Source organism: Phreatobacter oligotrophus (assembly GCF_003046185.1).
GTDB classification, from domain to species: domain Bacteria; phylum Pseudomonadota; class Alphaproteobacteria; order Rhizobiales; family Phreatobacteraceae; genus Phreatobacter; species Phreatobacter oligotrophus.
Window position 1 is genome coordinate 179,038 of record NZ_PZZL01000002.1, and the last position, 13,712, is coordinate 192,749.

Genomic DNA, 13,712 nt, shown 5'->3' on the forward strand with positions numbered 1-13,712 from the left:
GATCCGAGCGTAGCGAGGAGCGGGAGAGGGGGAGAAGGGTGCAAGGGCCGAAGGGCCCCCTCTCCCGGCTGCTGCGCAGCCGACCTCTCCCCGCCGGGGAGAGGTGAAGCGGCGGCCCCCGACGGTCATCCTCAATCCCCCTCGAAGACAGGCTTGGTCTTCGCCGCGAAGGCCTCGAAGGCACGGCGGAAGTCCTTGGTGTCCATGCAGATCGCCTGAGCCATGGCCTCGGCCTCGATCGCCTCGTCCACCGACATGGTCCATTCCATGTGCAGCATGCGCTTGGTGATGGAATTCGCAAAGGTCGGGCCATCGGCGATCTCGCCGGCAAGGGCGGTCGCCTCGGCGAGCACCGCCTCGGGCGCGGCGAGGCGGTTGAAGAAGCCCCAGGCATGGCCCTCCTCGCCGCCCATCATTCGGCCCGTGTAGAGCAGCTCCGAGGCGCGGCCCTGGCCGATGATGCGGGGCAGGATGGCGCAGGCGCCCATGTCGCAGCCGGCAAGGCCGACCTTGTTGAAGAGGAAGGCCACCTTGGTCTTGGCCGTGCCGACGCGCAGGTCCGAGGCCATGGCGATGATGGCGCCGGCGCCGACGCAGATGCCGTCGATGGCGGAAATGATCGGCTGCGGGCAGGCGCGCATGGCCTTCACCAGTTCGCCGGTCATGCGGGTGAACTGGAGGAGGCCGGGCATGTCGCGGCCGGTCAGCGGCTCGATGATCTCGAAGACGTCGCCGCCGGCGCAGAAATTGCCGCCCGCGCCCGTCACCACCACCGCCTTGATCGAGGTGTCGAAGGCCAGCGCCCGGAAGAGGTCGCCGAGCTCGGCATAGCTCTCGAAGGTCAGCGGGTTCTTCTTCTCGGGGCGGTTCAGGGTGATGGTCGCGACCTTGTCCTTCACCTCCCAGAGAAAATGCGTCGCCTTCCACTCGGCCAGGGCCTGTCGGTGCGGGATGCGGTGGGCAGGGGCTTGCATGGGCGTGTCCTCAGATCTCTCCGCCCGCGACCGGCAGAGCGAGGCCGGTGACGGCGGCGGCCGCATCCGAGACGAGCCAGAGGACGGCGGCTGCCACCTCCTCCGGCTTGATCAGGCGGCCGATGGGCATGGTCTTGGTGAGATCGGCGAGCGCCGCCTCGGGGCTGCGGCCGGTTTTCGCAACGATCGTCTCGATGGAGCCGGCGACGAGGTCGGTCTCGGTGAAGCCGGGGCAGACGCAATTGACGGTGACGCCGGAGGTCGCGACCTCTTTGGCCAGCGCCCGCGTCAGGCCGACGACGCCGTGCTTCGCGGCGCAATAGGCGGAGACATAGGGGTAGCCGGTGAGGCCGGCGGTCGAGGCGACCGAGACGATGCGGCCAGCACCGCGCGCCACCATGCCCGGCAGGACGGCGTGGATGCCGTCGAAGACAGCGGTGAGGTTCAGCGCGATCATCCGGTCGAACAGCGCGCCATCCATCCGCTTCAGCGGCGCGGTCTCGGCATGGCCGGCATTGCTGATGAAGATGTCGAGGTCGCCGGCCTCGCGCAAAGCGGCGAGGAAGGCGGGACGGACGGTGACGTCACAGGCGATGGCGCGGGTCGCATGGCCGGCGGCGACCGTCTCATCGAGGGGCGCCCGGCTGCGGCCGAGAACGATGACCTCGGCGCCCTGTCCGGTGAGCGCCGCGGCGATGGCCCGGCCGATGCCGCGTCCACCCCCGGTGACGAGGGCGCGCTTGGCCTTCAGCGGCATCAGCGCAGAGGATGGGGCGGCGGGGTCCGTCGGCATCATGGCCTCCTCGCCTGAATGTTTTAAGCTTCAAATATTTTGGAGCAAGAGCCTTTCCGCGCCTTGCCGCCAATTATTTTAAGCCTAAACTATTTTGCATGACGCGCGCCCCCGGGTGCAGCGACAAGGGAGATGGCCATGCGCATCGCGGTGATCGGCGGCGGACCGGGCGGGCTCTATTTCGCCATCCTCATGAAGAAATGGCAGCCGGCGGCGGAGATCACCGTCTTCGAGCGCAACCGCCCGGACGACACGTTCGGCTTCGGCGTCGTCTTCTCCGATGCGACCCTCGACATTTTCGAGCGCTACGACGCGGAGAGCTACCGCGCCATCACCGAGAACTTCGCCTACTGGGACGATATCGAGGTCCGCTTCAAGGACACGGTGCACCGCATCGGCGGCAACGGCTTCTGCGGCTGCTCGCGCCAGACGCTGCTGATCCTCCTGCAGAACCGCGCCCGCCAGCTTGGCGTCGAGATGAAGTTCCAGACGGAGATCGACCCCACCCCGGAGACCTTCGGGGCCTATGATCTCGTCGTCGCGGCGGACGGCATCAATTCGCGCATCCGCGAGGCCAATCGGGACCACTTCCAGCCCGAGGTGGACCTGCGCCCCAACAAGTTCACCTGGATGGGCTCCACCCGCGAGCTCGACGCCTTCACCTTCTTCTTCCGCGAGACCGCGTTCGGCATCTTCATCGCCCATACCTACCAGTACGAGGCGGGCCGCTCGACCTGGGTGATCGAGACCGATCCCGAGACCTTCGCCCGCGCCGGGCTCGACCGCATGGACGAAGAGCAGTCCGCCCGCTTCCTCGAAGGCGTCTTCGCCGAGGAGCTGGCCGGCCATCCGCTCATCACCAACCGCTCGCTCTGGCGGCAATTCCCGATGATCCGCTCGAAGCGCTGGGTGAAGGACAACGTCGTCCTCATGGGCGATGCCAAGGGCACGGCGCATTTCTCCATCGGCGCCGGCACCAAGCTCGCCATGGAGGATTCCATCGCGCTGTTCGACGCCTTCCGCGCCAAGGGCACCGTGGCCGAGGCGCTCGCGTCCTACGAGACCGACCGCCGCGAGGAGGTGGAGCGCACCCAGCACGCGGCGGACGTCTCGCTCGTCTGGTTCGAGCATGTCGACCGGTTCTGGGACATGGATCCGCGCCAGTTCGCCTTCGGCCTGATGACGCGCTCCAAGGCCATCACCTACGAGAACCTCAAGCTGCGCGCGCCGGACTTCGTCGCCGAGACCGACCGGATGTTCGCGGAGGGCGTGCCGGGGGCGGATCTGTCGAGGCCCCGCCCGCCGCTGTTCCAGCCGCTGACGCTCCGCGGCATGACGGTCACCAACCGCGCCGTCGTCTCGCCCATGTGCATGTATTCGGCGGTCGAGGGCATGCCGACCGATTGGCACGTGGTGCATTACGGCGCCCGCGCCATTGGCGGCGCCGGCCTCGTCTATACGGAGATGGTCTGCGTCGCCCCCGACGCCCGCATCACACCTGGCTGCGCCGGCCTCTGGTCGGATGAGCAGGAGGCGGCCTGGACGCGCATCGTCGCCTTCGCCCATCAGAACTCGCAGGCGAAGCTCTGCCTGCAGCTCGGCCATGCCGGCCGAAAGGGCGCCTCCAAGCTGATGTGGGAGGGCATGGACCGGCCGCTGACCGACGGCGCCTGGCCGATCGTCTCGGCCTCGCCCCTGCCCTACTATCCCGACAGCCAGGTGCCGGCGGAGCTGGACGAGGCCGGCATGGCCCGCATCACCGCGGAGTTCGTCGCGGCGACGGAGCGGGCGGCGCGCTGCGGCTTCGACATGCTGGAGCTGCACTGCGCCCACGGCTATCTGCTGGCCTCCTTCCTGTCGCCGCTCACCAACCAGCGGACCGACGCCTATGGCGGCAGCCTCGCCAACCGCCTGCGCTTCCCGCTCCGGGTCTTCGCCGCGATGCGTGCGGCCTGGCCGGCGGAGAAACCCATGTCGGTGCGCATCTCCGCCACCGACTGGGCCGAGGGCGGCATCACCGAAGACGAGGCCATCGCCATCGCCCGTGCCTTCGCCGAGGCCGGCGTCGACCTCGTCGACGTCTCAACCGGCCAGACCACGCCGAAGAGCCGGCCGGTCTACGGCCGCATGTTCCAGACGCCCTTCTCAGACGCCATCCGCAACGAGGCTGACGTGAAGACCATGTGCGTCGGCAACATCACCTCGGCCGACCAGATGAACACGATCCTCGCGGCCGGCCGCGCCGACCTCGTGGCGCTTGGCCGTCCCCATCTCGCCGACCCGTCGTTCATGCTGAAGGCGGCGGCCTGGTACGGCGTCGATATCCACCAGCCGCCGCAATATCTGCCGGGCAAGGACCAGGCGCTGCGCAATGCGGTGAAGGACCGGGCGGATTTCGAGGCGCTGAAGGTGGCGGCCAAGCCCAAGCGCCACGCCCGCGGCAGCTTCGCGCCGCGCGCCGCGGCTGAGTAAGGCTCAGCCGAGGTCCGCGAGGCGGAAGGTGAGGCCCGCGATGTCCGGATGGGCGGGCTTGAGCGGATCCGTGGACCCAAGCCGGCGGATGGCGCCATAGCCATCGGCGCGCGGTTCGCGATGGATGGTGACGGCCAGCTGGTGCGCGTCCACCACCCAGTAGTCGGCAACACCATGGGCCGCCATCAGTTCGGCCTTGCGACCGAGGTCAAAGGCAAGGCTCGTATCGGCAACCTCAATGACGAGAAGCACGTCGGAGGGCGTCAGCCGCTCGCCGCTGAAGTCGCGGTAGATGACGAGATCGGGCGCAACGAAGGTGGTTTCGGAGAGCTGCAGGGTGGGCTCGGTCCCGACGCGGAAGCCCGGCGGCAGGCGGCGGGCGATCAGCATGATGAGGTCGTCCTGGAGGCGCTGATGGATGCGGTTCTTCGCGTTCATCGGGACGAACTCTCCCTCGATCAGCTCGACCCTCTCATCGTCCTGCAGAATGCCGGTCTCCAGCATGCGGAAGGCGTCCTCGACGGTGAATGCCCGTCGCGGCAGACCTTCGGCTCCCTGAGTGACCATCACGTTCATCGCGTAACCTCGCGGGGGAGGATAGCATCGAGAATGCCTGATGTATTGAGCGGCCGCCTGGCCGCAAGCTCCTACCGGCTCGCCGCCGACAGCCCGCCATCCACGGCGATCTCGGCCGCCGTCACGTAGCGCGCCTCGTCGGAGACCAGGAACAGCACCGCCTGCGCCACGTCCCAGGCATCGCCCATCTTGCCGGTGGGCACCTGCGCATTGCGCGAAGCGATGAGCGCCGCGACATCGCCGCCGGCGATGGTCTTCGCCAGCCGCGTCTCGACCAGCGGCGTGTGCATCAGGCCGGGGATGACCGTGTTGCAGCGGATCTGCTGCTTCGCATAGGTCACGGCGATGGAGCGCGAGAAGCCGAGGATGCCGAGCTTGGTCGTGGTGTAGGCGACATGCGGCCGGTCGGGGAGGACGCGCACGCCGGCGATCGACGACAGGTTGACGATGGCGCCGCCGCCCTGCCGCTCCATGACCGGAATGACGTGCTTGCAGGCGAGGAAGGCGGTCTTGAGGTTGAGGTCGAGCTGGGCGTCCCAGACCTCCTCGCTCATCGCCACCGGATCGCCCGGCGCCGACCCGCCGACATTGTTCACGAGGATGTCGATGCGGCCGAAGCGGGCGAGGCAGTCGGCCACCGCCGCCTCGACCTGCGCAGCCTTCGTCATGTCGACGGCTGCCGCATGGGCGGTGCCGCCCTCGGCCGCGATCAGCCGCTGCGTCTCTTCGGCTGCCGCGAGGGTGATGTCCGTGCCGTAGATCGTCGCGCCCTGGCGGGCGAGCAGCACGGCCGTGGCCTTGCCATTGCCCCAGCCCTCGCCGACGGAGCCGGCGCCGGAGATGAAGGCGACCTTGCCGGTCAGGTCATGCATCGGGAACTCCGGGGAGAGAGGGATCAGACGTAAGCCGGGCTCAGACGAGGACCTGATGGGCCTTCATGCCCACCGTGCCGAAGACGCGGCGATAGCGCTCGATCTCGGCCTTCGGGCCCGTCGATTTCAGCGGATTGTCGGAGAGCTTCACGGCCGGGCGGCCATTGGCCTCGATGACCTTGCAGACGACGGAGATCGGCGCCAGCGCGTCCGGATCGCCATTGGGCACGCAGCCCTTGAAGTCGTTGGTGAGGTTGGTGCCCCAGCCATAGCCGATGCGCACCCGGCCCTTGAAGCGGCGCGCCGTCTCCTCGATGGAATCGATGTCCATGCCATCGGAGAGGATGACCAGCTTCTTGGCAGGGTCCCGGCCCTTCTCGCGCCACCAGGCGATGAGCTCCTCGGTACCCTCGATCGGGTCCTTGGAGTCCGGGCGGGCGCCGGTCCAGTCGGCCACCCAATCCGGCGCATGGGCGAGGAAATGCGCCGTGCCGTAGCAGTCGGGCAGGATGATCCGCATGTTCTGGTCGTAGATGCGCGCCCAGTCCTCCAGCACCCGGTAGGGCGCCTTGAGGAGATCGGCATCGGTCTTGGCCAGCGCGCCATAGACCATCGGCAGCTCATGGGCATTGGTGCCGATGGCCTCGAGGCCGAGGTCCATGGCGAGCTTCATGTTGGAGGTGCCGGTGAAGACGTCGGGGCCGAGGCCGTCGGCCATCGCCTCCATCATCCACTTGTGCCAGAGGAAGCCGTGGCGGCGGCGTGTGCCGAAATCCGAGATCTTGAGGACGCCGACCTCGTCCTTCAGCCGGCGCAGGCGCTTGATCTTCTCCCAGGCCTTGGCCTTGGCGTTGGCATAGAGGATGTCGAGCTCGAGCTTCGACAGGGCCCGCATGGTGGCGCGCGCCCTGAGCTCGTTGATGATGGCGAGTGCCTGGACCTCCCACATGGTGGTCTCGGCCCAGCGCCCGGCAAAGGTCAGCTCGTACTGCCCGTCGCGCTTCTCCAGGTGATAGTCCGGCAGGCGGAAGTCCTTGAGGAAGGCGAGATAGTCGGGGCCGAAAATGCGCTCGCGGCCATAGAAGGTGTTGCCCGCGAGCCAGATCAGCTCCTTCGGCGTGAAGCGCAGGTCGCGGGCGTGGTCGAGCTGGGCGCGCAGCTCGCCCTCGTCGACGATGTCGGCGAGACGCACGGTGGTGGTGCGGTTGGTCAGCGCGAAGGTCGCCGTCACCTCCGGATGGAAGCGGCGGATCAGCTGCTGCATCGAGAACTTGTAGTAGTCCGAATCCAAGAGCGACCGGACGATGGGGTCCAGCTTCCAGGTGTGGTTGTAGACCCGCGTGGCGATGTCGACCATGGACGGTCCGCTCGTGGCGCTTCAGGGTGGAGGACCTTAGGGGCGCGGGCGGAGCTTGCAAAGTCGCCCTTCGACCGAAGGCCTGCAGGGCAGCCGCCCAGGGCGGTGAAGCCGGGTGATGGCCCGCCGGACGAGGCCTTTTTCACGCCCCCCACCCCTGACCCCTCCCCTCCGCAAGCGGGGGGAGGGGAATGGCGGGACGTCCGCTCGCGTTTCACAGGGCCAAGGTTGAACGGAGTTGCACGATCCCCTCCCCCCGCTTGCGGCGGGGAGGGGTCAGGGGTGGGGGGCCTTGATCTGCGCCAGTTGGGCTCTCAGGCCGGCACCGAGTCGCGCGAAAGCCCGAATTCGCGGCCCGGGATCGAGGCCAGCAGCGCCTGGGTATAGGGGTGCTGCGGGGCGCCGAAGACCTCGCCGATGGGCCCCGCCTCCACCACCTCGCCGCTCTTCATCACGGCCACGAGGTCGCAGACCTGCGCGGCGACGCGCAGGTCATGGGTGATGAAGACGATGGAGAGGCCGAGCCGCTCGCGCAGGTCCGCCAGCAGCCGCAGCACCTGCGCCTGCACCGACACGTCGAGGGCCGAGACCGCTTCGTCGGCGACGAGCACCTCCGGCTCCAGCGCGAGCGCACGGGCGAGGCCGATGCGCTGGCGCTGGCCGCCGGAGAATTCATGCGGGTAGCGGTCGGTCGCCGCCGGATCGAGGCCGACGAGGCCGAAGAGCTCCTTCGCCTTGGCGAGGGCCGCCTTGCGGTCCATACCGTGGACGATGGGGCCCTGCGCCACCAGTTCGCCGGCCTTGCGGCGGGGATTGAGCGAGCCGAAGGGGTCCTGGAAGACCATCTGGATGTGGCGCGTCTCCTGCCGCATCTCCTCGCGGCTGAGCTTGGCAAGGTCGCGGCCGTTCAGCACCAGCGAGCCCTTGTCGGGATCGATGAGGCGGATGATGCAGCGGGCAAGCGTCGACTTGCCCGAGCCGCTCTCGCCGACAATGCCGAGGGTCGCGCCCTTCGGCAGGGTCAGCGTCACGTCCTTCACCGCGTGGGTGACGCGCACGCCGCGGCCGAGGAAGCCGCCGGTGCGGAAGGTCTTCGACACGTGGTCGATCTCGAGGATCGGCTCGGTGCCGATGGGCCGCGGCGGGGGCGCCTTCAGCGGCGGCACGGCGGCGATGAGCTGCTTGGTATAGGCGTGCTGCGGATGGTTCAGCACCTGATCGGCCGGGCCCTGCTCGACCACCAGGCCGTGCTGCATGACGGCGACGCGGTCGGCGATCTCGGCGACGACGCCGAAATCGTGGGTGATGAAGAGTACGGCCGTGCCCTTGCGCCGCTGCAGGTCCTTGATGAGCGCCAGGATCTGCGCCTGCGTCGTCACGTCGAGGGCGGTGGTCGGCTCGTCGGCGATGAGCACCTTGGGGTCGAGGGCAAGCGCCATGGCGATCATGGCGCGCTGGCGCTGGCCACCGGAGAGCTCGTGCGGATAGGCGCGGGCCGCAAGCTTCGGATCGGGGATGCGCACTTCTTCGAGGAGGGCGAGGACCTTGTCGGCGATCTCGGCCTTCGACAGGCCGGTATGGATGCCGAACATCTCGCCGATCTGGTCGCCGATGGTGCGCAAGGGGTTCAGCGCCGTCATCGGCTCCTGGAAGATCATGGCGATGCCGGCGCCGCGCACGGCGCGCATCTCGGCATCGGTGAGCTTGGTGAGGTCCTTGCCATCGAAGAGCACCGCGCCGCCATCGATGTCGACGCCGCCGGGCAACAGGCGCATCACCGCATTGGCGGTCATGGACTTGCCCGAGCCGCTCTCGCCGACGACGCAGAGGATCTCGCCGGAGGCGATGGCGAAGGACACGTCCTTCATGGCGTGGGGACGGTCGGCGCCCTTGGGCAGGCGCACGCTGAGAGCCTCGACGGTGAGGACTGGGGATGCGGCCACGGGTCAGCGTCCCTTCAGGCGCGGGTTGAGCGCGTCGTTGAGACCCTGGCCGACCAGCGAGACGGCAAGGACGGTGAGCAGGATGGCGATGCCGGGAATGGCCGAGACGTACCACTGCACGCGCAGCACGTCGCGGCCGAGGCCGATCAGGTTGCCCCAGGAGGCGACGTTCGGATCGGAGAGGCGGAGGAAGGCGAGTGCGCTCTCCAGCAGGATCGACAGCGCCATGACGACGCTCGCATAGACGATGACCGGCGGCAGGGCGTTGGGCAGGATCTCGCCGAAGATCAGCTTGAGGTCCTTCAGGCCGAGGGTGCGGCCGGCCTGGACGAATTCGCGGTTGCGCAGCGACAGGAACTCGGCGCGGGTGAGCCGCGCCGGGGCCGGCCAGGAGACGACGCCGACCGCGACGATGACCGTGCCGATGGTCGAGCCGAAGACGGCGACGAGGACCAGCAGCAGCAGGAAGTTGGGCAGGGTCTGGAAGGCCTCCGTCACGCGCATCAGCACGTTGTCGACCCAGCCGCCGTAATAGCCTGCCACCGCGCCGATGACGATGCCGATGGCCACCGCGATGATGGTGGCAACGCCGCCGATGAGCAGCGAGATGCGGGCGCCGTGGAAGATCTGGGCGGCGATGTCCCGGCCTGAATTGTCGGTGCCGAGGGGAAAGCGCGGATTGGTGAAGGGCCAGACCAGCGGCCGGCCGGCCAGAGCCAGCGGATCGCGCGGATAGAGCCAGCCGGCGCTGATCGCCATGGCGATGACGGCCAGCAGCAGGATGAGCCCGATGACGGCGGGCGGCGAGCGGAAATAGGCGCGGACGACCTCCAAGGCTCAGGCCCCCGTGGTGATGCGCGGGTCGAGGCGCGCATAAATGAGGTCGACGATGAAATTCACGGTGATGACCAGCAGCGCCGAGACGAAGATGATGCCGAGCAGGGTGTTGAGGTCGCGCTGGACGACGCTTTCATAGGCAAGGCGCCCGAGGCCGGGGAGCGAGAAGACGCTCTCCACCACCACCGAGCCGCCGAGCATGGTGCCGGCCTGCAGGCCGATCAGCGTCACCATGGGCAGCAGCGCGTTGCGCAGCACATGGCGGGTGATGATGCGCGTCTCGTCGAGGCCCTTGGCGCGGGCGGTGCGCACGAAGTCGAGGTTCTGCACCTCCAGCATCGAGGCGCGCATGATGCGCAGGTAGATGGCGAGGAAGATGAGGCCGAGCGTCAGGGTCGGCAGGACGAGGTGGCGCGCCGTGTCGAGCACGGCCCAGATGCCGGTCGCGGTGGAGGTGATGTCGGTGAGGCCGCCGGCGGGCAGCCATTGCAGGTAGATCGAGAAGACGACGATGGCCATGAGCCCGAACCAGAAGGAGGGCGTGGCGTAGAAGATGAGGCCCACCGTCGAGATGAGCGTGTCGGGCCAGCGGTTGACGCCGCGGGCGGCGATGACGCCGAGGATGAGGCCGAAGAAGAAGGCAAAGGACAGCGAGGCGGTCATCAGGAGGATGGTCGCCGGCAGGCGCTCGGCAATGACGGTTGCCACCGGCTTGCCGTAGATGGCGGAGAAGCCGAGGTCGAAGCGCACCAGCCGCCACAGATAGCTGCCGAGCTGGGCGGAGACCGAGAGGTCGAGCCCGTAGAAGCGGCGCAGCTCCGCCGCCGTCTTCGCGTCGCCGCCGCCCATCTGCGCCATCATGGCGTCGACAGTGTCGCCGGGCGCGAACTGCAGCAGCAGGAAGACGCCAATCAGGATCAGCAGCAGGGTGGGGATCGAGGCGGCGAGACGCCGCCCCGCAAGGCTCAGGATGCGCATGGATCAGGCCATTCGAGGCGATGGTGAGGGGTGGCGCGCAGACCGGCTGACAGGACCTCGCCCGTCATCCCCGGCCGAGCGAAGCGAGGGGAAGGGGATCCAGGGGCCGCCATCGCTGGTCCCTGGGCATGCGCCCTTGCCCTCCTGGACCCCCTTCCCTCGCCCCAAAGCATCGAGCGATTGCGAGATGCGTTTGCATCTCGCTTCCGGGCTCGCCGGGGGTGACATCGGTTCCACCTGTCTTGTCTCCGCAATCCGGTGTCGCAATGGCCGCGGACAAATCCGCGGCCGCCGACGCCGTCACTCCGCCAACCAAAGATCGTGCCAGGACGAGGAGCCCCAGCGCGGCGTGTTGGAGTGGTTGCGCGCCCTCGCCGTGATCACCGTGACGAAGATCTGCTCGATCGGCATCCAGATCATCAGCTCGCCATTGGCGCGGCGGACGAAGTCGCCATAGAGCGCCTTGCGCTTGGCGGCGTCGACCTCGGTCGCGGCATCGTCGATGATCTTGTCGAGGGTCGCGTCGGTGACACCCCACTGGTTGGTCCAGGGCGCGCCGACCGGCTGTCCCGAGCGATACCACACGGTCGTCGAGACGGCTGGATCGTTGCGATACTGGTGCCAGCCCGTGGCGAGGTCGAAGGCATGGTCGGCATAGACCGACTTGAGGAAGCCGCCGCCATCGGTGCGGACGATCTCGACGCGGATGCCCACCTCGCCCAGCGACTGCTGGATGAAGGTCGCCCAGAGCGAGATGTCCTCGCCCCAGGGGGCCGGGAGAAGTCGCAGCGTCAGGCGCGTGCCGCCGGCGCCGGGGCGCAGGCCCGCCTCGTCGAGGAGGCGGATCGCCTTGGCCTTGTCATAGGGGAACTGCGGGGTGTTGGCGCCCGGATAGAAATCGGTCGAGACCGAGGGGATCGGGCCGGTGCCGAGCTTGGCGAAGTCGCCGAGGAAGTTCTCGATGAAGAAGGGCACGTTGATGGCGTGGGCGATGGCCTGGCGCACCTTGATGTCGGCCAGTTCCTTGCGCCGGAAGTTGAACTCCAGCGTGTTGGTGCGGGCATTGCCCTCGTTGCCCTTGGTGGAGACGACGAAGCGCGGATCCTTGCCGAGGCGGGCCATGTCCGAGATGGTGAGGCCCGAGAAGGGCGAGTAGTGCATCTGGCCGGCCTCCATCTGGGCGGCGGCAGCGGCACGGTCGGTGATGACGCGCCAGACGATGCGGTCGAGATGGGCGGGCCCGCGCCAGTAGCCGTCATGGCGCTCGGCGATGATGTGCTGACCGCGCTCGTAGCTCACGAACTTGAAGGGGCCGGTGCCGACGGGGGCAAGGTTCACCGGGTTCTGGCGGATGTCGCCCTTGTCCTCGTAGAGGTGGCGCGGCGAGATGTAGCCGAGGTCGGGCAGCGCGCGCAGCAGGAGGTTCAGCGGCATCGGCCGCTCATAGCGGAAGATCGCGGTGTGCGGATCCGGCGTGTCGACGGCGGTGAGGAAGAGCTGCAGCGTCGAGCCGTAGTTGAGGATCTTCTTCCACATCTCCATGGCGGTGAACTGCACGTCCGCCGAGGTGAAGGGGCGGCCGTCGTGCCAGGTCACGCCCTGCCGCAGCTTGAAGGTGATGGTCTTGCCGTCGGGGGTCGATTCCCAGCTCGTCGCCAGCACGCCGACCGGATTGCCCGCGGCGTCGAGGTCGACCAGCGGCTCCATAATCTTGCCGGAGATGATGTAGACGCCGGTGGAGGCCTGGAGGCTGGGGTTCAGCTGGCGCTGCTCGGCGCCGTAATGGACGACGAAGACGCCGCCCTTGCGCGGCGTCTGCTGGGCGAAGGCCTTGAAGGGATCGATCACGTTGGCGGCGATCGCGGCCGAGGTCATCAGCGCTGCGCGGCGGGTCAGGTCCATGGGGATCTCCTGGCGGAAGGGGCGACTGAATTCACGATGGGCGACTGCACAATAGGCGTCAATCGCGGAGGACGCGGGGACGGCCCCGCGCCGCTCAGTTCGGGATGAAGCTGATGACGACGCCATTGGCGCGGGCGGCGGGCACGCTCACCGTCTCCTCGCCATGGGCGATGGCGGCGGAGGCGGCCTTGGCCTTGGCGAGGTCGCCGGTGGCGATGACGATGGCCACCGCGCCCTCGGCCGCGGCGCCCTCGCGCACGGCGGCCGGATAGCGCGCAGCAAAGCCGGCGGCGTCATAGAACAGGAAGTCGGCGCGCTTGCCGCCCGAAGGCACGCGCCAGCCGTCCGGCGTCTTCGTCGCCGGCTCGTCGATGAGGCCGGCCATTTTCTTGGCCGCGGCTTCCGGATCGGCGCTGAGGATCTCGATGCGGGCGATGCGGCGCGCGCCATTGGCATGGCTCTGCAGCTCGGGAATCCAGACCGTCTCGCGGGTCAGGTGCTGGCAGGCGAAGATGCGCATGCCGCCGGGATTCTGGTCGAGCGGCCAGCGGAAGACATTGAACTTGGCCTCGCCCGTGCCGCCGCCGGGCAGGTCGACGGGGCGGCCGAAATGGACGGGGCCGAGCGGCTCGAGGCCGCGGGCCTTCAGCTCGGCGGCGCCGCCGGCGGCGTCATCGGTGGTGAAGGCGGTGCGCTCGATGCCCTCGCGCTTCGCCAGGAAGTCGCGGGTCGGCTTGTTCTGGTCGGTCTCGGTGAGGACGCCGAGGAGCTCGAGGTAATCCTCGCCAAACATGATGGTGTAGTTGCCGGTGCCGAGATGCGGCGAGTGGGTGCCGCGCGGCGAGACGGTGAAGCCGAGCAGGCCCCAGGCCCGCGCCGACGCGTCGAGATCGCGGACGGTGACGACAACGTGGTCTGCACCGAGGATGTGCTTGAGCGGCATGGTTCGCTTCTTTCCAGTTCAGCTGGCGCGCAGTTCATCTGATCGGGCGCTGCCGCGCAACGCGC

The 13,712-nt window shown here is 68.4% G+C and carries 11 protein-coding genes; 1 reads left to right on the plus strand and 10 read right to left on the minus strand.

Annotated elements, in window-relative coordinates; all coding sequences use genetic code 11:
• Positions 1 to 131: 131 nt before the first annotated feature.
• Positions 132 to 974: an enoyl-CoA hydratase family protein gene (locus C8P69_RS04795; RefSeq protein ID WP_108174735.1), complete on the minus strand. Its 843-nt coding sequence runs from the start codon at positions 972 to 974 to the stop codon at positions 132 to 134.
• Positions 975 to 984: 10 nt separating this feature from the next.
• Positions 985 to 1,767, minus strand: coding sequence for an SDR family NAD(P)-dependent oxidoreductase (locus C8P69_RS04800; RefSeq protein ID WP_245901870.1), 783 nt, complete (start codon positions 1,765 to 1,767; stop codon positions 985 to 987).
• 138 nt (positions 1,768 to 1,905) lie between these two features.
• Between C8P69_RS04800 and C8P69_RS04805 the strand changes: the two genes are divergently transcribed.
• Positions 1,906 to 4,239: a bifunctional salicylyl-CoA 5-hydroxylase/oxidoreductase gene (locus tag C8P69_RS04805; protein WP_108175519.1), complete on the plus strand. Its 2,334-nt coding sequence runs from the start codon at positions 1,906 to 1,908 to the stop codon at positions 4,237 to 4,239.
• A 3-nt stretch (positions 4,240 to 4,242) separates the two neighbouring features.
• Here the strand turns inward: C8P69_RS04805 and C8P69_RS04810 are convergent, their stop codons facing one another.
• From C8P69_RS04810 to C8P69_RS04845, 8 genes are all read right to left on the minus strand, one after another.
• Positions 4,243 to 4,806 (minus strand): Uma2 family endonuclease, encoded by a 564-nt coding sequence (locus tag C8P69_RS04810; protein WP_170118122.1) that lies wholly within the window; start codon positions 4,804 to 4,806, stop codon positions 4,243 to 4,245.
• Between the two features lie 80 nt (positions 4,807 to 4,886).
• Positions 4,887 to 5,687, minus strand: coding sequence for an SDR family NAD(P)-dependent oxidoreductase (locus C8P69_RS04815; protein WP_108174737.1), 801 nt, complete (start codon positions 5,685 to 5,687; stop codon positions 4,887 to 4,889).
• Positions 5,688 to 5,727: 40 nt separating this feature from the next.
• Positions 5,728 to 7,044: a nicotinate phosphoribosyltransferase gene (locus C8P69_RS04820; protein ID WP_108174738.1), complete on the minus strand. Its 1,317-nt coding sequence runs from the start codon at positions 7,042 to 7,044 to the stop codon at positions 5,728 to 5,730.
• A 314-nt stretch (positions 7,045 to 7,358) separates the two neighbouring features.
• Positions 7,359 to 8,987 carry an ABC transporter ATP-binding protein gene (locus C8P69_RS04825; RefSeq protein ID WP_108174739.1) on the minus strand — a complete coding sequence of 543 codons (1,629 nt, stop codon included), beginning with the start codon at positions 8,985 to 8,987 and terminating at the stop codon, positions 7,359 to 7,361.
• A gap of 3 nt (positions 8,988 to 8,990) precedes the next feature.
• Entirely contained in the window at positions 8,991 to 9,821 is an 831-nt protein-coding gene (locus tag C8P69_RS04830; protein ID WP_108174740.1) for an ABC transporter permease, read from the minus strand.
• A gap of 3 nt (positions 9,822 to 9,824) precedes the next feature.
• Positions 9,825 to 10,802, minus strand: a complete 978-nt coding sequence (locus C8P69_RS04835; RefSeq protein WP_108174741.1) for an ABC transporter permease — start codon at positions 10,800 to 10,802, stop codon at positions 9,825 to 9,827.
• A gap of 300 nt (positions 10,803 to 11,102) precedes the next feature.
• Positions 11,103 to 12,704: an ABC transporter substrate-binding protein gene (locus tag C8P69_RS04840; RefSeq protein WP_108174742.1), complete on the minus strand. Its 1,602-nt coding sequence runs from the start codon at positions 12,702 to 12,704 to the stop codon at positions 11,103 to 11,105.
• A 94-nt stretch (positions 12,705 to 12,798) separates the two neighbouring features.
• A complete protein-coding gene (locus tag C8P69_RS04845) occupies positions 12,799 to 13,647 on the minus strand; it encodes a VOC family protein (protein ID WP_108174743.1) in 849 nt (282 codons plus the stop codon).
• Positions 13,648 to 13,712: the final 65 nt, after the last annotated feature.